We start from the raw sequence: 18,848 nt of genomic DNA, 5'->3' as shown, positions 1-18,848 counted from the left end.
GAAGCCCGGTGCCGAGGGGGCGTAAAGGGCAGCTGTGACCGCGCTTAAGAAAACCTCGATGGACCGCGCGGCCGAGGTACGGAAGATTTCCTTGACGAAGATCGGGTGGCCGGGGCGGGCCCCCGGCAGGTCACGTACGTACGGGAGCCGCTGCGGTGAAGGCACTGGTCAAGGAGAAGACGGAGCCGGGTCTCTGGCTCATGGACGTGCCGGAGCCGGCCATCGGCCCGGGGGATGTGCTGATCAAGGTGCTGCGCACCGGCATCTGCGGCACGGATCTGCACATCCGGGCCTGGGACGGCTGGGCGCAGAACGCCGTGACCGCCCCACTGACGATCGGCCATGAATTCGTCGGCGAGGTGGTGGAGACCGGCCGCGATGTGGCCGAGATCAAGGCCGGTGACCTGGTCAGCGGCGAGGGCCACCTGGTCTGCGGAAAGTGCCGCAACTGTCTGGCCGGCCGCCGCCACCTGTGCCGCGCCACGGTCGGCCTCGGCGTCGGCCGGGACGGTGCCTTCGCCGAGTACGTGGCGCTGCCCGCCACCAATGTCTGGGTGCACCGGGTCCCCGTGGACCTCGATATCGCCGCCGTCTTCGACCCGTTCGGCAACGCCGTGCACACCGCGCTGTCGTTCCCGCTGGTCGGCGAGGACGTGCTGATCACCGGCGCGGGGCCGATCGGCATCATGGCCGCGGCCGTCGCCCGGCACGCCGGGGCCCGCAATGTCATGATCACGGACGTCAGCGAGGAGCGCCTCGCGCTGGCCCGCAAGGTCGGCGTCAGCCTCGCCCTCAATGTCGCCGAGGCGACGATCGCCGACGGCCAGCGCGAACTGGGCCTGCGCGAGGGCTTCGACATCGGACTGGAGATGTCCGGCCGGCCCGAGGCGATGCGCGACATGATCACCAACATGACGCACGGTGGCCGGATCGCGATGCTCGGCCTGCCGTCCGAGCAGTTCCCCGTCGACTGGTCCCGGATCGTCACCTCCATGATCACGATCAAGGGCATCTACGGCCGGGAGATGTTCGAGACCTGGTACGCGATGTCCGTGCTGCTCGAAGGCGGCCTCGACCTCTCGCCAGTGATCACCGGGCGCTACTCCTACCAGGACTTCGACGCCGCCTTCGACGACGCCGCCAGCGGCCGCAGCGGCAAGATCATCCTCGACTGGACTGTCTGATTTTGGCTCGGTTCGCCGCCGGGGCCCGACAGCCTCACTCGTCTCACACACCTCAAGGAGCCCCCATGCTCGACTCCGTACGCAACGAACTCCGCGGCACCCTCGAAGAGATCCGCGCCGCCGGTCTGCACAAGCCCGAGCGCGTCATCGGCACCCCGCAGTCCGCGACGGTCGCGGTCACCGCCGGGGGCAGCCCCGGTGAGGTCCTCAACTTCTGCGCCAACAACTACCTCGGTCTCGCCGACCACCCCGAGGTCGTCGCGGCCGCCCACGAGGCGCTCGACCGCTGGGGCTACGGCCTCGCCTCGGTCCGCTTCATCTGCGGCACCCAGGAGGTCCACAAGGAGCTGGAGCAGCGGATCTCCGGCTTCCTGGGCCAGGAGGACACCATCCTCTACTCCTCCTGCTTCGACGCCAACGGCGGTGTCTTCGAGACCCTGCTCGGCCCGGACGACGCGGTGATCTCCGACGCCCTCAACCACGCGTCCATCATCGACGGCATCCGCCTGTGCAAGGCCCGCCGCTACCGCTACGCCAACCGCGATCTGGCCGACCTGGAACGCCAGTTGAAGGAGGCGACCGCGGGTGGCACCGGCCGCACCCTGATCGTCACCGACGGCGTCTTCTCCATGGACGGCTATGTGGCGCCGCTGGACGAGATCTGCGACCTGGCCGACCGCTACGGCGCCATGGTGATGGTCGACGACTCGCACGCGGTCGGCTTCGTCGGCCCCGGCGGCCGAGGCACCCCCGAGCTGCACGGGGTCATGGACCGGGTCGACATCATCACCGGCACCCTCGGCAAGGCCCTCGGCGGCGCCTCCGGCGGCTATGTGGCGGCCCGCGCCGAGATCGTCGCCCTGCTGCGCCAGCGCTCCCGCCCGTACCTCTTCTCCAACTCGCTCGCCCCGGTGATCGCGGCCGCTTCGCTGAAGGTCCTCGACCTGCTGGAGTCGGCCGGTGACCTGCGCGAACGGCTGCACGCCAACACCGCGCTGTTCCGCTCGCGGATGACCGAGGAGGGCTTCGACATCCTCCCCGGCGACCACGCCATCGCCCCCGTCATGATCGGTGACGCGGCCGAGGCGGCCCGGATGGCGGAGCTGCTCCTGGAGCGCGGCGTCTACGTCATCGGCTTCTCCTACCCCGTGGTCCCGCAGGGCCAGGCGCGGATCCGCGTCCAGCTCTCCGCCGCGCACTCCACCGAGGACGTCAACCGCGCGGTCGACGCCTTCATCGGTGCGAGGGCCGCGCTCGGGGGCTGACACCGCCCGCGGGCCGCTCCTGCGAGACTGGAAGCATGATCGAAGCACGACGGCTGCACATCCTCCGTGCGGTGGCCGACCACCGCACGGTCACCGCCGCGGCCGCCGCGCTCTATCTCACGCCCTCGGCGGTCTCCCAGCAGCTGGCCGCCCTGGAACAGGAGACCGGCCACCGTCTGGTGGAGCGCAGCGCCCGCGGCGTCCGGCTGACCGCCGCGGGCGACATCCTGCTCACCCACGCCAACGCCGTCCTGGCACAGCTGGAGCGCGCCGAGTCCGAGCTCGCCGCCTACGGCTCGGGCGAGGCGGGCACGGTGACCGTCGCGGCCTTCGCCACCGGCATCGGCCTGGTCGTCGCGCCCGCGCTCACCGCCCTCGCCCGCACCGCCCCCGGCATCCGGGTCCATGTCCAGGACGCCGAGGGCGACGCCAGTCTGCTGATGGTCCTCGACCGGCAGGTCGATGTGGCGGTGGCCGTCGAATACCGGGGCGCACCGGGCGCCGACGACCCACGGCTGACCCGGGTCCCGCTCTACGCCGAGCCGTTCGACGCGGTCCTGCCGCCCGGACACCGCCTCGCCGATACGGACCGGCTGGCCGTGGCCGATCTCGCCGGCGACCCCTGGATCGGTCCCTACCCCGGCAACCCCTGCCATGACGTGGTGGTCCTGGCCTGCGAATACGCCGGTTTCCAGCCGCGCCTGGAGCACACCTCCGACGACTTCCGCGCCGTCGTCGCGCTCGCCTCGGCCGCGGCGGGCGTGGCCCTCGTCCCCCGCTCGGCGCTGCGCGACATGGACCTCACGGGCGTGGTGGTCCGCCCCGTCGACGATGTGGCCCCCACCCGCCGGGTCTTCGCCGCGGTACGCCGGGGAGCCGAGGAGCACCCGCTGTTCCGCCCGGTGCTCGCCGCCCTCCGGGAGGCGGCGGCCTCGCAGGGGTGAGGCAACTGCCGCGACGGAGGGCCCGGATCCGCCGTGCCCGCCGTACCCGCCGGACCCGCCGTGCCCGCCGAGCTCGTTCGCCGTGCCCCGCCCGGCCGCGCCCGAGGTGCCGGCCCGGACCGGCCGTGGCAGGCTCATCACCGCGGCGGCCCCAGCGGGCGCCGGGGCAGCCCCGGGTCCGAGGAGGCGAGGCGCATGGCGGTCGGCCCGGCCGGCCCGGTGGGCGGAGCCCCGACCACCGCGCCTCAGGACCCCTACGCGCTGGTGCGCACCCGCGGATACCTCAAGCTCCTGCTGGTGTCCGGGGCGATCGGCTTCCCCGTCTGCGCCGTCGCGTTCGGCTTTCTCGCGCTGGTCCACGAGCTGGAACCGCTGATCTACCACGATCTGCCGCGGGCGCTGGGCTTCGCCGGGACACCGATCTGGTGGCCGGTTCCGATGCTGCTGGTGGCCGGGCTCCTGGTCGGGCTGACCGTCCGTCATCTGCCCGGTGGCGGAGGCCATGAGCCGGCCGACGGGCTGGCGCTCAGCGGCGCGCCCCCGCTCTCCGCGCTCCCCGGTGTCGTCCTCGCGGCCCTGACCTCCCTCAGCTTCGGCGTGGTGCTCGGCCCCGAGGCGCCGCTGATCGCCCTCGGCGGCGGTCTGGCCGTGGGCGCCGTACGGCTGCTGAAGCGGGGTCTGCCGGACCAGGCCGCCGCCGCGGTGGGTGCGGCCGGCAGCTTCGCGGCGATCAGCGCCCTGCTCGGCTCGCCGCTGCTGGGCGCGTTCCTGCTGATGGAGGTGTCGGGGCTGGGCGGTCCGATGCTGGGCATCGTCCTGGTGCCCGGTCTGCTGGCGTCCGGCCTGGGGGCGCTGATCTTCACCGGGCTGGGGGAGTGGACCGGGCTCGGTACGTACTCCCTCACCCTGCACGACATCCCCGCGGCCACCGTGCCCACGATCCCGGAGTTCGGCTGGGCCCTGGTCATCGGGCTGGCCGCCGGCTTCGCCGCGAACGGGGTACGGCGCTTCGCACTGTTCCTCAAGGGGCATGTCGTCCGGCACCGGGTACCGGCCACGATGGTGATGGGCCTCGTGGTGGGCGCCCTGGCGGTGGCGTTCGCCGCGGCCACCGGCAAGCCCGCCTCCGAGATGCTCTATTCGGGCCAGTCGGCGCTGGGGTCGCTGTTCCGGGACAGCGCCGGTTACACGGTGGGCGCGCTGCTGCTCCTCATGCTGTGCAAGGGTCTGGCGTACTGCGCGTCGCTGAGCGCCTTCCGCGGCGGCCCGATCTTCCCCGCGCTGTTCCTCGGTGCGGCGGGCGGTGTCGTGCTGTCCCACCTGCCCGGTCTGTCGCTCACCGCGGCCTTCGCGATGGGCGTCGGCGCGATGTGTGTGGGCATGCTCCGGCTGCCGATGACCTCGGTGCTGCTGGCCACGCTGCTGCTGGGGAAGAGCGGTCTGACGGTGATGCCGCTGGTGATCGTCGCCGTGGTCGTCGCGTATGTGGTGGTGCTGCGCCTCACCCCGGCCGCCGCGCCGGACCTCCCGTCCGCCGCGCCCCACCCCGCCTGACGACGGGGCCGGAGCCCCGCCCGTCAGACGGAACGCGCGATACGGAAGCCCACGTCATCGATCCGGAAGGTCGGGTGGCTGCGGCGCCGTACCGAGGCCCGGCAGCTCCAGCGCTCGTCGAACCATCCGCCGCCGCGCAGCACCCGGTAGCTGCCGTAGACCTCGGCGTCGTAGACGTCCCAGCACCACTCCCACACATTGCCCAGCATGTCGGACAGGCCCCATGCGTTGGGCCGCCGCCCGCCGACCGCGTGGATCCGCTCGTGCGAGTTGCCGCGGTGCCAGGCGATGTCGTCGAGCCGTCCGTACCGCGCCGCCGTCGTGCCGGCCCGGCAGGCGTGCTCCCACTCGGCCTCGGTCGGCAGCCGGTACCCGTCGGCGGAGGTGTCCCACTCGATCCGTTCGGCGTCGGTCTCCAGGCGGTACGCGGGCGCCAACCCCTCCTGCGCGGACAGGGCGTTGCAGAACCGGACCGCGTCCCACCACGAGACGCCCTCGACGGGGAGCCGGTCGCCCCGCGCGCTGCTCGGGTGCTCGCCGGTGACCTGTGCGTACCGCTCCTGGGTGACCGGACACGGCGCGAGCTGAAAGGGCGCGAGCTCGACCGGCCAACTGCGCCGCGTCCGCCGGTCCGACAGCGTCACCCGCCCCGGGGGGACGGCGACCATCTCGTACTCCGTGCGCGTGTCCATGAGGAGGCGAGCGTATCGTGCCCGCCGGGAGCGCGGTCAGCCGTGCGGGGTCCGGCCCGTCCGGGTCCAGGTGGCCAACTGGCGTTCCGTCCAGGTGTTGATGACCCGCTCCGGCGGGACGCCGCACTCCTCGGCACGCGCACAGCCGTAGATCTGCCAGTCCAGTTGGCCCGGTGCGTGGGCGTCGCTGTCGATGGCGAACAGGGTCCCGGTCTCCCGCGCCAGGCGGAGCAGCCGGCGCGGGGGATCGAAGCGGTCGGGCCGGCAGTTGATCTCCACCGCGGTGTGGTGCTCGGCGCAGGCCGCGAACACCTCTCCGGCGTCGAACTGCGACTCCGGGCGCGGTCTGCCGGTGATCTGCCGCCCGGTGCAGTGACCGAGCACGTCCACCAGCGGATTGCGCACCGCGGCCAGCAGCCGCCGGGTCATCGGGCCCTTGTCCATCCGCAGCTTGGAGTGCACCGAGGCGACCACCACATCGAGCTGCTCCAGCAGCTCCGGCTCCTGGTCGAGTGAGCCGTCGTCGAGGATGTCGCACTCGATCCCGGTCAGCAGCCGGAACGGTGCCAGCCGCTCATTCACCTCCGCCACCAGCGACAACTGCTGGCGCAGCCGCTCGGCGGTCAGTCCGCGGGCGACGGTGAGCCGGGGGGAGTGGTCGGTCAGCACACACCAGGCGTGGCCGAGGTCGCGGGCGGCCCGCGCCATCGTCTCGACCGGGCTGCCGCCGTCCGACCAGTCCGAGTGCAGATGGCAGTCGCCGCGCAGCGCCTGACGCAGCCGTTTCCCCTGGTCCCCCTCGACCAGCGGGCCGCCCGCCTCCTCCTCAAGGTGTGTCAGATACTCCGGCCGCGTGCCCGCGAGCGCCTCCTCGATCACCCGGGTGGTCTTGGGCCCCAGTCCTTTGAGCCGGGCCAGCGAGCCGCTGCGGGCACGGGTGCGCAGCTCGTCGGCGGACAGCGCGCCGATCACCGTCGCGGCCGTACGGAACGCCTGGACGCGGTAGGTCACCGCCCCCTGCCGCTCCAGCAGGAAGGCGATCCGCTCCAGCGCCTCCACGGGCTCCACGTACGGCTCCTTCCCGGGGCGCGGCCCCGCAGCGTCGTTTCTCACGGTGCCCCACCTGAGGGGCGGCTGCCACCGGGCTGCCGGCGCAGTGGTGCCAATCGCCCATTACCGACGGGTCCGAAGGCGCTCCGTTATGCGGTTATGTCCGTTGTCCGGTCACTCGATCCGCTCCTGATCCGTTTTCGCGGAAATGGCATACGGATAGCGCCGATGAGTCCATTCCATACGTTCAGCACCTTCAATAAGGCCCCTGAACTCCGGGCGAATCGGGCGCACTTAATGGCCTTGCAACATTCGGTGCGGCTCCGTCGGAAGCGTGCGCCGGAGTTGTCGGCCCGTATCGCGCCGAGGTGCCGTAAAAATTGGCGGCCTTCAAGGAATCTGCACACCGAATGTGCAGTCGGCACACGCTCCGACGTGTCACATTCCCACGCTGACCTGCGGCTCAGCGGTTTGGTGACGGAATGTCCAGTTCGCCGAACGGGCGCTTGCCGAGGTCCCGGAAAAGAAACCGGAGGAGATGTGAAGAAGCTGCCACCAAGTCATGGACGGGCGTGCACGTCAGGTATTTCGAGGGGGCGATCTCGCCCGGATCGGCGGCTACCCGATTAGCAGGGCAACGCACCTGCATGCTTTGATCCTTCGCACTGCGGGAGTCACCCCCCGGTTCCCGATTTCGGGAGCCCGACTGCCGCTGCCGCGACCGGGCCGACCCACCGGACGGTGCGGGCGCGGGTTTTTCGAGATATTCATCCGAAGGGAATCATCATGAACTCCACCCCCCAGGTTCAGACGCAGGAAATCTCCGACAGCGACCTGGACAACGTGTCCGGTGGCCTCGTGGGCGGCGTGCTCGGCGCTGCTGACTCCGTCGCCCCGATCTCGGGCACCGTGGGCACCGCCACCGGCCTGGTCGACGGTGTCGCCGGCACCGACACCGCGGGCGTCGTCGGCACCGTCGCGGGCCTGACCGCCGGTCTCTGAGCCCCTTCTGTGCCGCTGAGCGGCACAGCCGGCTTTGAACGGTGACAACGGCAGGTCGGCGCCCCCTCCTTGCCGATATGCCGGGCCGGCTGCCCCGGTCGTCCGGACTCCATCCGGGCCCCGGGGCACCGGCCACCACCCGTCCGAACCAGAACGTTGCAGTTGAGGGAAGAGTGTCGTGCAGTTCCGCCAACAGGCCCTTTCCAAACTGCAATCGCCCGAGGAAATCGATCTTCCGGTGCGGTTCGCCCGCCCCCAGGGCTGGCTCGTGCTGACCGTCACGGTCCTCTTCGTGATCGCCGCCTCCGTATGGGCGGTGACCGGCACCGTGTCGTCCACCCTGAACGCACCCGGCATCCTCACCCACGGCCAGGGCAGCTACGTCCTCCAGAGCCCCGTCGCGGGCCAGGTCACCGCCGTACTGGCGGAAGAGGGCAAGCGAGTGGCCGCCCACACCCCCGTCCTGAGGGTCCGTACCGCCCAGGGCACCACCGTCGTCCGTACGCTCGCCGCCGGCCGGCTGACCACGATGGTCGCCACCATCGGCTCCGTCGTCACGACCGGAGCGGATGTGGCCTCCGTGGAACGCATCGCCCGGGCCGGCGACCCCCTGACGGCGACCCTGTACGTACCGGCCGAGAGCGGCGCGACCGTCCCCGTCGGCGCGTCCGTCGACCTCACCGTCCAGTCCGTGCCGACCCAGCAGTACGGCGTCCTGCGCGGACGGGTCAAAGCGGTCGGCCGGACCGCCCAGTCCCGCCAGCGGATCAGCACCTTCCTGGGCAGCAGCCAGCTCGGCGAGGAGTTCTCGCAGCACGGCCAGCCCGTCGCGGTCCTGGTCCAGCTCGACGCCGCCCCGCACAGCAAATCCGGCTACGCCTGGTCGACCTCCGACGGCCCGCCGTACGCCGTCGACTCCATGACGCCGGCCAGTGGCGCCGTCCACCTGGCCGCGCAGCACCCGATCGATTGGCTGCTGCCGTGACCGCCCCGCACGACTCCGCCGCCCCGCAGCAGCAGTTGCCGCCGCCGGTCCGCGGCCGCCGCCGCGCGGACACCGCGCCCGGCGCCCGCCGCACCCGCCGGGCCGCGCCCGCCCCGAAGCCCAGGAAGACGAAGACCGTCCGCACCCCCACCGTCCTCCAGATGGAGGCCGTGGAGTGCGGCGCCGCCTCGCTGGCCATGGTGCTGGCCCACTACGGACGGCATGTGCCGCTCGAAGAGCTGCGGATCGCCTGCGGTGTCTCCCGCGACGGCTCGCGCGCCAGCAATCTGCTCAAGGCCGCCCGCAGTTACGGACTCCAGGCCAAGGGCATGCAGATGGAGCCGGCCGCGCTCGCCGAGGTACAGGCGCCCGCGATCCTGTTCTGGGAGTTCAACCACTACGTCGTCTACGACGGCACCGGCCGTCGCATGGGCCGCCGCGGCGTCCACATCAACGACCCCGACAAGGGCCGCCGCTTCGTGGCGACGGAGGACTTCGACACCAGCTTCACCGGTGTCGCCCTGGTCCTCGAACCCGGCGAATCCTTCCACAAGGGCGGCCGCAAGCCCGGCGTCCTCGGCGCCCTGCCCGCCCGGATGCGCGGCACGACCGGCACCCTGCTGGCCGCACTGCTCGCCAGCCTGCTGCTGGTCGCGGTCGGCGCGGCGGTGCCCGCGCTCAGCCGGACCTACATCGACATGTTCCTGATCGGCAACCAGACCTCGCTGCTGGGGCCGCTCTTCGCGTCGATGGCCGCCATGGTCGCGCTGACCGCGATCCTGACCGGTCTGCAACAGGCCAATCTGCTGCGCGGCCGCATCATCTCCTCCACCCTCACCAGCGCCCGCTTCCTGCGCCATCTGCTCAGACTCCCGGTCACCTTCTTCGCCCAGCGCAGCCCGGCCGACCTGGTCCAGCGGCTCCAGTCCAACGACGCGGTCGCCGAGACGCTGGCCCGTGACCTCGCCGCCGCGGGCGTGGACGGCATCGTCGTCATCCTCTACGCCTTCCTGCTGTGGACCTACGACCCCCAACTGACCGTCATCGGCGTGGGAATCGCGCTGCTCAACGTCGTCGCCATGCGGATCGTGATCCGGCTGCGGGCCACCCACACCCAGAAGCTGCGCGCCGACACCGCACGGCTGACCAACACCTCCTACACCGGCCTCCAGCTCATCGAGACGATGAAGGCCACCGGCGGCGAGAACGGCTACTTCCGCCGCTGGGCCGGCCAGCACGCCACCACCCTGGAGGAACAGCAGCGGCTGGGCGTGCCGAGCGCCGCGCTGGCCGTGGTCGCCCCCACCCTGGCCACGCTCAACAGCGCGCTGATCCTGTGGATCGGCGGACTGCGGGCGGTCGAGGGCCATATCTCCATCGGTCTGCTCGTCGCCTTCCAGGCGCTGGTCACCCGCTTCACCGCGCCCATCACCCGGCTCAACGGAGTGGCCGGCCGGATCCAGGACTTCGCCGCCGACGTGGCCCGCCTCAAGGACGTCGAGAGCTTCCCCGTCGACACCCTCTACTCGCGCCCCGAGCCGGAGGCCGACACCCGCCGGCTCAAGGGCCATGTGACGCTGGAGAACATCACCTTCGGCTACAGCCCGCTGGACAAACCGCTGCTGACCGGCTTCTCGCTGGCCGTCGGCCCCGGCCGGCAGGTCGCCCTCGTCGGTGGCTCCGGCAGCGGCAAGTCCACCGTCTCCCGGCTGATCTCCGGCCTCTACAGCCCCTGGGAAGGCACCATCCGCATCGACGGACAGCGGCTGGAGGACCTCTCCCGCAGCGCGCTGGCCGCCTCCGTGTCCTTCGTCGACCAGGACATCTTCCTCTTCGAGGGCACGGTCCGGGACAACGTGGCGCTGTGGGACCCGTCGATCCCGGACGACGCGGTGATCACCGCCCTCCAGGACGCCGCGCTCTACGACGAGGTGATCGCCCCCCGCCCCGACGGCATCCACAGCCGGGTCGAGCAGGACGGCCGCAACTTCTCCGGCGGACAGCGGCAGCGGCTGGAGATCGCCCGCGCACTGGTCCGGCGCCCCAGCATCCTGGTCCTCGACGAGGTCACCAGCGCACTGGACGCCCGGACCGAACAGATCATCATGGACAACCTGCGGCGCCGCGGCTGTGCGTGCGTCGTCATCGCCCACCGGCTGAGCACCGTCCGCGACAGCGACGAGATCGTCGTCCTCGACCACGGGGTGGTCGTCGAACGCGGCCGGCACGAGGACCTGGTCGCCGCCGGGGGCCCGTACGCCGAGCTGGTCAAGGAGCACTGACGTGTCCGTACCCCCGCCCGCGGTCGTGGGACCGGGCGACACCGATGCCGTCACCTATGCGCTGGGCGGCCTCGGCACGCCGGTCGACTGCACCGGGCTGCGCAGCGTTCCCCTGGAGGGCCCGCATGTGCTGTGGCTCGTCACGGGCGGCTCGCTGGATCTCTTCGCGGTCGACGCCGCCCAGGAGGGGCACTGGCACTTCCTCGGCCGCCTCGAAACGGGCACCCTGCTGCTCGGCCCGGTCGCGGGCCCGCAGCACACCCTGCTCGGCCGGCCCTCCCAGGACTGCCTGCTGCGCCGTATCCCGCTGCGCGAACTGCCCCGCTACGACTACGGGGAGTACGGCGACACCGGTTCGTTCCCGCAATACGGCGCGCAGGGCTACGGCAACGACCCCGCCTACGGCGCCCAGGGCGAGGCGCCCTCCGCGCTGGAGCACGCCTTCGCGCTGGGCACCGCCCGCAGCCTGGGTGTGCTGTTCGAGGCGCCGCTCGACGGCCGGCCCGCCGACGAGGCGGTGGCCGACGACGACATCCTGTGGATGCCGGTCCCACCCGGCACGGTGCAGTACGGCGCCTCCTACAGCGCGGAGGCGGCCGGCGATCTGCTGGTGGACCCCGAGCTGTGGCAGCAGATGGTCAATCAGCAGTACCGGCTGCTGTCCGCCGTCGACCGCTGGATCGAGCAGCTGGAGCGCGCCCACGAGGACCGTACGGCGGCCGGCATCAAGGCCGGTGAAACCGTCCGCGAGCGCGCCGACCAGGCGCTGGTGGCATCCATCGGCCGGGCCGGGCGGGGCAGTACCACGACGGACCGGACCAGCGACGACACCACCTTCGCGGTCTGCCGCACGGTCGCGGAGGCGGCCGGCATCACGCTCACCGAGCCACCGAAGGGCGGCGCCGTCAACGACCGGATCACCCCGGTCGAACGGATCGCGGTCAGCTCGCGGATCCGGACCCGCGCGGTCCGGCTCCAGGGACCCTGGTGGCGGACCAACACCGGCCCCCTGGTGGGGCATCGCGCCAAGTCCGGTGCGCCGGTGGCGCTGCTGTGGCGCCGCGGCCGGTACGAGGCGGTCAACCCGGTCTCCGGGCTGCGGATGCGCCTGGGCAAGGACAACGCCGACGAACTCGAACCGCGCGCCGTCATGTTCTACCGCCCGCTGCCGGAGCGGCCCATGAGCCTGTCGCGGCTGATGCTCTTCAGCCTGCGCGGGACCCGTATGGACCTCCGCAATCTGGCCCTCAGCGGCCTGGTGACCGTCGGCCTCGGCGCCCTGGTCCCCATCGCGACCGGCAAGGTGCTCGGGGAGTACGTACCGAACGCCGACAAGAGCCTGATCGTGCAGGTCTCCCTGGCCGTCATGATCACCAGCGTGGTCTCCGCCGCCTTCATGCTGCTTCAGAACCTCACCGTCCTGCGGATGGAGGGCCGTATCGAGAGCACGCTCCAGCCGGCCGTGTGGGACCGGCTGCTGCGGCTGCCGACGAAGTTCTTCACCGAACGCTCCACCGGCGAGCTGGCCAGCGCCGCGATGGGCATCAGTACCATCCGGCGGGTGCTGTCCGGCCTCGGCCCGGTGGCCGTGCAGTCCAGCACGATCGGCGCGATGAACCTGGTGCTGCTGCTCGTCTACAGCGTGCCGCTGGCGCTGGCGGCGATCGCCATGCTGATCGTCATCGGTGCGGTGTTCCTCGCCATGGGCCTGTGGGAGCTGCGCTGGCAGCGCCGGCTGGTCAAGCTCGGCAACAAGCTCAACAACCAGGCGTTCCAGACCCTGCGCGGGCTGCCCAAACTGCGGGTCGCCGCGGCCGAGAGCTTCGCGTACGCGGCCTGGGCCCGGGAGTTCGCCCGCTCCCGGGAGCTCCAGCAGAAGGCCGGCCGGATCAAGAATCTGACCACCGTCCTCAACGCGGTCTATCTGCCGGTCTGCTCGCTCACCCTCTTCATCCTGCTGGCCGGTCCGGCCCGCGGCACCATGTCGGCCGCCTCGTTCCTCACCTTCAACACCTCGGTGACCATGCTGCTGACGGCGGTCACCCAGATCACCGGCGCGTTCGTCTCGGCCGCCGCCGCGCTGCCGATGTTCGAGCAGATCAAGCCGGTGCTGGACGAGAAGCCGGAAGTCCGCGGGGCCAGCGCCCAGCCCGGCACCCTGTCCGGCGGCATCGAGGCCAAGAAGCTCTCGTTCCGCTACACCGACGACGGGCCGCTCGTCCTCGACGATGTCTCGCTGCGGGTCCAGCCGGGTGAGTTCGTGGCCGTCGTCGGCCCGAGCGGCTGCGGCAAGTCCACCCTGCTGCGGCTCCTGATCGGCTTCGACAAGCCGTCCTCGGGCAGTGTGCTCTATGACGGCCAGGACCTGGCCGCCCTGGACCAGGCGGCGGTGCGCCGGCAGTGCGGGGTCGTGCTCCAGAACGCCCAGCCGCTCACCGGATCGATCCTGGACTGCATCTGCGGCGCCGAAGCCTTCACTCAGGAAGAGGCATGGGCGGCCGCCGAGATGGCGGGCCTGGCCGAGGACATCAAGCGGATGCCGATGGGCCTGCACACCATGATCTCCGGCGGGGGCGCGATCTCCGGCGGCCAGCGGCAGCGCCTGATGATCGCCCAGGCGCTGGTCCGCCGCCCGCGGATCCTGTTCTTCGACGAGGCCACCAGCGCGCTGGACAACGAGACCCAGCGCATCGTCAGCGACAGCACCAGCCGGCTCAGCGCCAGCCGGCTGGTGATCGCCCACCGGCTGTCCACGGTCATGGACGCCGACCGTGTGATCGTGATGGCGGAGGGCCGGATCGTCGAGCAGGGCGCCCCGGCCGAACTGCTCGCCGACACCGGTGGCCGGCTGCACGACCTGGTGCGGCGTCAGCTGACCTGACGGATGGACGGGTTCCGGCGTGCCGGTGACCGGCGGGCCGAGCCGTTCCCCCGATCTCCGCAAAGCTCCGCATATCGTGCAGGCAGCGAGCGGAGGAACCTGACCATGATCGAAAATATGCTCGACGAGTTGCCGCCCGACCGGCGCCGACAGCTGACCGATATCGCCGTCGAGGTGTCGCTGCCGCGCGCCACCCGGCTCTTCGAGGAGGGGCGGCGGGCGGACCGGTTCTGGATCATCCGCAGTGGACAGGTGGTGCTCGACCAGCACGTCCCCGGGCGCCGGGCGGCGGTCGTGGAAACCCTCGGCCGTGGCGAACTGCTCGGCTGGTCGTGGCTGTTCCCGCCCTATCTGTGGCACCTGGGAGCGGAGACCGTCGGCCCGGTGGAGGCCGTGGAGTTCGACGCCAGGGCGATCCGCGAGCTGTGCGAATCCGACCCCGTCCTCGGCCGGGCGATGTACCGCTATGTGGCCAAGACGGTGGCCGATCGGCTGCACGGCACCCGCACCCGGCTGCTCGATCTGTACGGCCCCCAGGGCAGCGGCCTCGACGCCTGAGGGCTGTCCCGTGTGACGGCAGTGGTCGGGGCCACGGCTGCCTCCCCGGGGCCGGTGCGCAGGGGCCGGCTCGCCGTGGCGCCGGTCCGTGCGCACCGGGTAACTTTTGGCTTGCGCAGGGCTTCCTCCGCCCTCGTCCCGGGAGGAGGGTTCGCTACCCACCGGGCCCGCGGTCGTCCCGGGTCGCGTAGCGTTCCTTCCTCACCCCGAGCGCGGCAACAGCTGTAGGAGTAACCGTTCATGTGGTGGCCCCGTCGTCATGGTCCAGCGCGGCAGGCGAAAGCGCCGCAGCCCACCCGCCACCGGCCGCCCAGCTCCCCGTGGGCCTCGCTCCGGGAGCAGTTGGCGGTCTTCTTCGCGACCTGGTCCGTCACCCGGCTCGTCCATCGCGACCTCGGGCTGTCCGGTGTACGGGACATGCAGGGACTGGTCGACGCGGTGGCCGTGCGGCGCAACAAGCCGATCACCATCACCGAAGTGCCGCTCCCGCAGCAGGTGTCCGGGTTCTGCGCCCGGGGCAAGGACCGTGACTTCATCGTGGTGGACGCCACCGCGAACGAACTGACCCGCCTGCACGTCAGCCTGCACGAGCTGTTCCACCTGTGGGAGGAGCACCCGGCCGAGGACGGCTCGGCCGGCCAGCTCATGACCGAGGAGACCGTGCGGCAGCTCCTTCCCGGACTGAAGACGGGCCCGGTGCTCCAGGTCCTCAACCGTTCGCACTACGACAGCGCTCATGAACGGCGGGCCGAGGCGTTCGCCACCGTGATGCTCCAGCGCCACCTGGAACTGCGGCGCGATCAGCGCACGAACGGGTTCCTCTCCTCGGCGCTCTCCCACAGGAGGTCCGGTGTCTGAGAGCGCCTCGAACGTCGTCTATCTGAGCATCGCGATCATCGACTTCGTGATCGCCGGGTGGAAGTGCCTGGCCCTGCTGCGCGATCCCACCCCGACGCTGTCCCTGATCACGGTGAACTTCGTGGCGTCCGGCCTGGTGTTCGCGATGGCCGCCCCCGCGGGGTACCGGATGCTGGGGGAACTCACCGGCGTCCCCAGCTTCGCCACCCTCCCCGTCTACATCGGCATCCTGTGCTGCTTCTCCCTCCTCCACCTGCTCACCATGCTGTGGGATCCCCGGTTGCGGCAGAGCCCGGCGGTGCTGCGCCGCCGGGTCACGGTGTGGTCCGCGGTGTATCTCGCGGCACCGGCCGTCATGGTCGTCGCGTTCTGCTCCGCCGATCTGTCCGGCCCGATGGACCCGCTCAAGTTCAACACCAACTTCGCGGGCGACCCGCTGATCCAGGTGTTCCTGGCGGTCTTCCTCGCCACCCTGGCCTGCGGAACCCTGAACACCTACCGGCGGTGCCGCAAGCTCAACCCGGCGGCCCCCCGATTCCGGCGCGCGCTGCGCTCCTTCGGCACCGCCATGCTGTTCGTCTTCGGCTATGTGGTCTGCTCCGTCCCGGCCATCGTGCTGGCCGCCCTCGGCAACCACGCCCTGGACACCGTGGGGGTGCTCGGCTCCACCTTCGGCTCGATCGGCGCCCTGATCACCAGCTACGGCCTCTCCGGAGCCGCGGTGGGCGCATGGCTGCGCGAACGCCGGGACATCAAGGCGCTCCAGCCGCTGTGGGACCTCGTCGTCGAAGGGGTCGACGAGGACCTCGCCTTCAGCGTGGACAGCGCGCGGAGTCATCGCCTGGCATGGAACGTGGGATTCAACCTGCACCGCCGGGTGATCGAGATCCTCGACGGGATGCGTGCGCTGCGTCCCTGGGTGTCGCCGCTGCCCGCGGCCGCCGTCTACGCCGCGCAGGAACATGCGGTGTCCCGGGGCACCCCCGGCGTCCGGCCGCTCTCGGAGCAGGAGTTGCAGGCGGCGGCCACCGCCGCCGCCCTGCGGGACGCGGCGCACCGCCTTCAGGCCGCCCGGATCGAGGCGGCGGCACAGGGGCATTCCGGCCATCCTCAGCCGCCTGAGGGACCGCAGGTGGCGCTGCCCGGCGAGGACACCGCGGCCTCCGACGAACGCCAACGGCTGCTGCGCGTCGCCCAGGCGCTCACCGCCCCGCTGGTCACCACGGCGCTCCAGGTCGTGCGCGTACAGCGGTCCGCCACCGAGGTGGCCGAAGGGCAGTAGCCGGCCACGGCGGACGTGGCACGCTCCCGTACCGGCCCGGGCGTCCTGACCATGCCTCCCGGGACGGATCGGCCCCGTCGGCCCCGATCACCTAAGGTGAATCCGCACTCTAGGAAAGGGGCGCCGACGATGGCCACGTGGCCGAAGACGCTCGACCAGGCAGGGATCACCGATCCCGCACTGCGTCGTGATTACAGCGAACAGCGTGAGCTGGTGGCGCACTACGCCCGCGCCGAGTACACGGCCGTGCGTCTGCTCCTGCCCGCGCCGCTGGTGCCCGACGTCCTCGCCGCGACCGCGTTCATGCACCACAGCGACAACCTCATCGACCAGGGACCGGCCGAGGAGCGCATCGCCGCGCTCGCCGACTGGGAGAGCCGGGTGCACGCCGCCCTCAAGAGCGGCGAAGCCGACGAGCCCGTGCTGCGGACGCTCCTCGACACCCTCACCCGGCAGCCGCAACTCCGGCAGTACGTCGAGGACTTCCTCGCCGGGGCGCCGCTGGAGGTGCGGACCGCGGGATTCGTCACGGAGCACGACTTCCAGCACTACATCGACGGCTATTCGCTGCCCGCCTTCCTGCTCATCGCCTGCCTGCTGGGCGACGGAGCGCCCTCGGCGCCGTACGTCGCCGGCTGCCGGACCTTCATCGAGGCGAGCCAGCGGCTGGACTTCCTGAACGACCTCGCCGAAGACCTGGCGGGCGGCCGCCTCGGCATCCCCGAGGAGCTCCTCACCCGCCACGGCCTGACCCGCGCCGGCCTGACCCGCACCGGCCCGAACGGCAAGGACGGCGCCGCCGTTGACGGCCTGCGCCCGCTGCTCGCCGACCAGGTCCGGCGGATCCGCTCGGGTCTGTCGGCGTCGTACGGGCTGGTGGATCTGGTGCCCGCCCGCAACCGGCCGTTCGTCCGCGCGCTCGTCAGCATCCAGGGCCTCACCCTGCGCGCGGCGGCACGGAAGGGGACCACGCTGCTCGACGGGTCCGCCCGGCCGCAGGTGGCGGCGGCCCTGCGGGTGCTCGCCCGGGAATACGCGGCGGCGCGTCGCGGTCGTGACACGGAGTCAGCCGTCAACGGGAGCCCGACGGCAGGCAGGACGGCCTGATCCCGGAGGCGGACCGGGCGGACCGGCGGCGTCCGGTGCCGTTCAGCCGCCGTGCCGGCCGGGGGACGGACGATCCTCGTTCTCCGGCCGGGCCAGGCCCAACAGCCCCTGGATCAGGGGGAAGACCCGCGTTCTGCTCTTGGAGGGCAGCGAGCGCATCCGGTCCGTGAGCTCCCGTACCTCGGGATCCTCGCCCTCGGGGCGGCTCAGCACCTCGGACAGCGCGTCCCGGAGTTCCCGGTCGATCCGGCTGTCGCCGCTGGTGCCGCTGCGCATCGCCAGCCGGTTGATGCCCTTGCCCCTGAGCAGCGCGAGATGGGTCAGCTGCTCATGCGTGGACTGTAGTGCCCGGTACAGCGCCTGACGCTCGGTGGCGGTGAAGAAGCCCGGCTCGACCTCGAAGAACTTCTCCAGTTTCCGGGTGACATCCAGCCCGGGGCTCTTCCGCTTCCCGTTCAGGAGGTAGCCGACCTGGCCGTGGGAGATGCCGGCTCCGGCACCGATCTCGTCGAGGGTGTACATCTTCCCGTCCGGCTTGCGGCGGGTCTCCCGCAGGAAGACGAGGCGGTCCTGGAAGGAGTCCTGCTCGTTCTCGGATTCCTCGCCGGAGTGGTCGAGCAGCGCCTGTACGCGGGAGACCGTGAGGCCGGTCCGGTGCGAGAGGTGATCGATGTCGATGACGTCGCGCCCGAGGTCCAGGTCCCGGAGAAGCTCGTCGATCGCTGCGACGACGGCTTGAAGACCATCCGCCGGGTGCAAGTCTGAGGCATCCATGGCGATGGGCGGTCTCCTGGTCGGTGGACAGACGGGACGGCAGCACGCTCGCAGCCGCTCCGAGGTTAACGGTAGCCAGCACCGTACGCCATGAACGGCACAACAATTGTGTCGAGGTGCATCGTTCGATGGTCCGCGAAGTCGTCACCAGCACTCTTGAGTTAAACGATTGTTGACAACGTGGCTTGGATTGAAGGATCCTCACCAGGGCGATGCCGCTGAACGCTTGGCGGGCACGTTGCGCAGGGGGCCGCTCACATCGTTTCCCGCACCTCGCAACTGCCGCCCTTCCCGGCGGTGGGGGGGGGGGGGCGGGGGGGCCCGCCCCCCCCCCCCCGGGCCGGGGCGCGCCCCCCGGCCGGGTCAACCTGATCGGTGAACACACCGATTACAACGACGGTTTCGTGATGCCGCTGGCCCTCCCGCACAC

At 71.4% G+C, this 18,848-nt stretch carries 16 protein-coding genes; 13 read left to right on the top strand and 3 right to left on the bottom strand.

Going from position 1 to position 18,848, the window contains the following annotated elements; translation table 11 throughout:
• The first annotated feature begins 155 nt into the window (after positions 1 to 155).
• The 4 genes from tdh (at position 156) to ACFWJW_RS10925 (ending at position 4,947) form a co-directional block, all read left to right on the top strand.
• Entirely contained in the window at positions 156 to 1,184 is a 1,029-nt protein-coding gene (gene tdh / locus ACFWJW_RS10940) for an L-threonine 3-dehydrogenase (protein ID WP_387237875.1), read from the top strand.
• A gap of 65 nt (positions 1,185 to 1,249) precedes the next feature.
• Complete coding sequence (locus tag ACFWJW_RS10935) at positions 1,250 to 2,449, top strand: glycine C-acetyltransferase (RefSeq protein WP_387237872.1); 1,200 nt, start codon at positions 1,250 to 1,252, stop codon at positions 2,447 to 2,449.
• A 35-nt stretch (positions 2,450 to 2,484) separates the two neighbouring features.
• The gene (locus ACFWJW_RS10930; RefSeq protein WP_042152478.1) at positions 2,485 to 3,393 is read left to right on the top strand and encodes a LysR family transcriptional regulator; all 909 of its coding nucleotides are present in this window, start codon (positions 2,485 to 2,487) and stop codon (positions 3,391 to 3,393) included.
• A 195-nt stretch (positions 3,394 to 3,588) separates the two neighbouring features.
• A complete protein-coding gene (locus ACFWJW_RS10925) occupies positions 3,589 to 4,947 on the top strand; it encodes a chloride channel protein (RefSeq protein WP_387237869.1) in 1,359 nt (452 codons plus the stop codon).
• Between the two features lie 23 nt (positions 4,948 to 4,970).
• Here ACFWJW_RS10925 and ACFWJW_RS10920 read toward each other — a convergent pair whose 3' ends face one another.
• Together ACFWJW_RS10920 and ACFWJW_RS10915 are read right to left on the bottom strand one after the other, a co-directional pair.
• Positions 4,971 to 5,639, bottom strand: a complete 669-nt coding sequence (locus ACFWJW_RS10920) for a formylglycine-generating enzyme family protein (protein ID WP_387237865.1) — start codon at positions 5,637 to 5,639, stop codon at positions 4,971 to 4,973.
• A gap of 36 nt (positions 5,640 to 5,675) precedes the next feature.
• Positions 5,676 to 6,707, bottom strand: a complete 1,032-nt coding sequence (locus tag ACFWJW_RS10915; RefSeq protein ID WP_387237862.1) for a PHP domain-containing protein — start codon at positions 6,705 to 6,707, stop codon at positions 5,676 to 5,678.
• A gap of 768 nt (positions 6,708 to 7,475) precedes the next feature.
• On the opposite strand from ACFWJW_RS10915, the gene ACFWJW_RS10910 reads away from it, so the two are divergent.
• From ACFWJW_RS10910 to ACFWJW_RS10875, 8 genes are all read left to right on the top strand, one after another.
• Positions 7,476 to 7,691: a type A2 lantipeptide gene (locus tag ACFWJW_RS10910; RefSeq protein ID WP_387237859.1), complete on the top strand. Its 216-nt coding sequence runs from the start codon at positions 7,476 to 7,478 to the stop codon at positions 7,689 to 7,691.
• 178 nt (positions 7,692 to 7,869) lie between these two features.
• On the top strand, positions 7,870 to 8,676 hold the full coding sequence (locus tag ACFWJW_RS10905; protein WP_387237856.1) for an HlyD family efflux transporter periplasmic adaptor subunit: 807 nt from the start codon (positions 7,870 to 7,872) through the stop codon (positions 8,674 to 8,676).
• Positions 8,673 to 10,958, top strand: a complete 2,286-nt coding sequence (locus ACFWJW_RS10900) for an NHLP family bacteriocin export ABC transporter peptidase/permease/ATPase subunit (RefSeq protein WP_387237853.1) — start codon at positions 8,673 to 8,675, stop codon at positions 10,956 to 10,958. The genes ACFWJW_RS10905 and ACFWJW_RS10900 overlap by 4 nt, the downstream gene beginning before the upstream one ends.
• Before the next feature lies 1 nt (position 10,959).
• Positions 10,960 to 13,839, top strand: coding sequence for an NHLP bacteriocin export ABC transporter permease/ATPase subunit (locus ACFWJW_RS10895; RefSeq protein ID WP_387237850.1), 2,880 nt, complete (start codon positions 10,960 to 10,962; stop codon positions 13,837 to 13,839).
• A 105-nt stretch (positions 13,840 to 13,944) separates the two neighbouring features.
• Positions 13,945 to 14,397 carry a cyclic nucleotide-binding domain-containing protein gene (locus ACFWJW_RS10890; protein ID WP_387237847.1) on the top strand — a complete coding sequence of 151 codons (453 nt, stop codon included), beginning with the start codon at positions 13,945 to 13,947 and terminating at the stop codon, positions 14,395 to 14,397.
• A gap of 240 nt (positions 14,398 to 14,637) precedes the next feature.
• On the top strand, positions 14,638 to 15,255 hold the full coding sequence (locus ACFWJW_RS10885) for a hypothetical protein (protein WP_387237844.1): 618 nt from the start codon (positions 14,638 to 14,640) through the stop codon (positions 15,253 to 15,255).
• Positions 15,248 to 16,537 carry an MAB_1171c family putative transporter gene (locus ACFWJW_RS10880; protein WP_387237841.1) on the top strand — a complete coding sequence of 430 codons (1,290 nt, stop codon included), beginning with the start codon at positions 15,248 to 15,250 and terminating at the stop codon, positions 16,535 to 16,537. The genes ACFWJW_RS10885 and ACFWJW_RS10880 overlap by 8 nt, the downstream gene beginning before the upstream one ends.
• A gap of 129 nt (positions 16,538 to 16,666) precedes the next feature.
• Positions 16,667 to 17,644 carry a phytoene/squalene synthase family protein gene (locus tag ACFWJW_RS10875; RefSeq protein ID WP_387237838.1) on the top strand — a complete coding sequence of 326 codons (978 nt, stop codon included), beginning with the start codon at positions 16,667 to 16,669 and terminating at the stop codon, positions 17,642 to 17,644.
• Positions 17,645 to 17,686: 42 nt separating this feature from the next.
• Here ACFWJW_RS10875 and ACFWJW_RS10870 read toward each other — a convergent pair whose 3' ends face one another.
• The gene (locus tag ACFWJW_RS10870; protein WP_387237835.1) at positions 17,687 to 18,418 is read right to left on the bottom strand and encodes a helix-turn-helix domain-containing protein; all 732 of its coding nucleotides are present in this window, start codon (positions 18,416 to 18,418) and stop codon (positions 17,687 to 17,689) included.
• Positions 18,419 to 18,630: 212 nt separating this feature from the next.
• On the opposite strand from ACFWJW_RS10870, the gene ACFWJW_RS10865 reads away from it, so the two are divergent.
• On the top strand, positions 18,631 to 18,848 hold a 218-nt coding region (locus ACFWJW_RS10865), incomplete at its 3' end, for a galactokinase family protein (RefSeq protein WP_387237832.1).

Source organism: Streptomyces sp. NPDC127097 (genome assembly GCF_042724075.1).
Lineage (GTDB): Bacteria > Actinomycetota > Actinomycetes > Streptomycetales > Streptomycetaceae > Streptomyces.
This window is presented reverse-complemented; position numbering and strand designations above follow the sequence as displayed.

Excerpts from the sequence above, each read along its gene's own strand:
- ACFWJW_RS10930 (WP_042152478.1), top strand. The coding sequence starts at position 2,485 with ATGATCGAAGCACGACGGCTGCACATCCTCCGTGCGGTGGCCGACCAC.
- ACFWJW_RS10935 (WP_387237872.1), top strand. The coding sequence starts at position 1,250 with ATGCTCGACTCCGTACGCAACGAACTCCGCGGCACCCTCGAAGAGATC.
- ACFWJW_RS10890 (WP_387237847.1), top strand. The coding sequence starts at position 13,945 with ATGATCGAAAATATGCTCGACGAGTTGCCGCCCGACCGGCGCCGACAG.
- ACFWJW_RS10910 (WP_387237859.1), top strand. The coding sequence starts at position 7,476 with ATGAACTCCACCCCCCAGGTTCAGACGCAGGAAATCTCCGACAGCGAC.
- ACFWJW_RS10885 (WP_387237844.1), top strand. The coding sequence starts at position 14,638 with ATGTGGTGGCCCCGTCGTCATGGTCCAGCGCGGCAGGCGAAAGCGCCG.
- ACFWJW_RS10870 (WP_387237835.1), bottom strand. The coding sequence starts at position 18,418 with ATGGATGCCTCAGACTTGCACCCGGCGGATGGTCTTCAAGCCGTCGTC.
- ACFWJW_RS10920 (WP_387237865.1), bottom strand. The coding sequence starts at position 5,639 with ATGGACACGCGCACGGAGTACGAGATGGTCGCCGTCCCCCCGGGGCGG.
- ACFWJW_RS10925 (WP_387237869.1), top strand. The coding sequence starts at position 3,589 with ATGGCGGTCGGCCCGGCCGGCCCGGTGGGCGGAGCCCCGACCACCGCG.
- ACFWJW_RS10875 (WP_387237838.1), top strand. The coding sequence starts at position 16,667 with ATGGCCACGTGGCCGAAGACGCTCGACCAGGCAGGGATCACCGATCCC.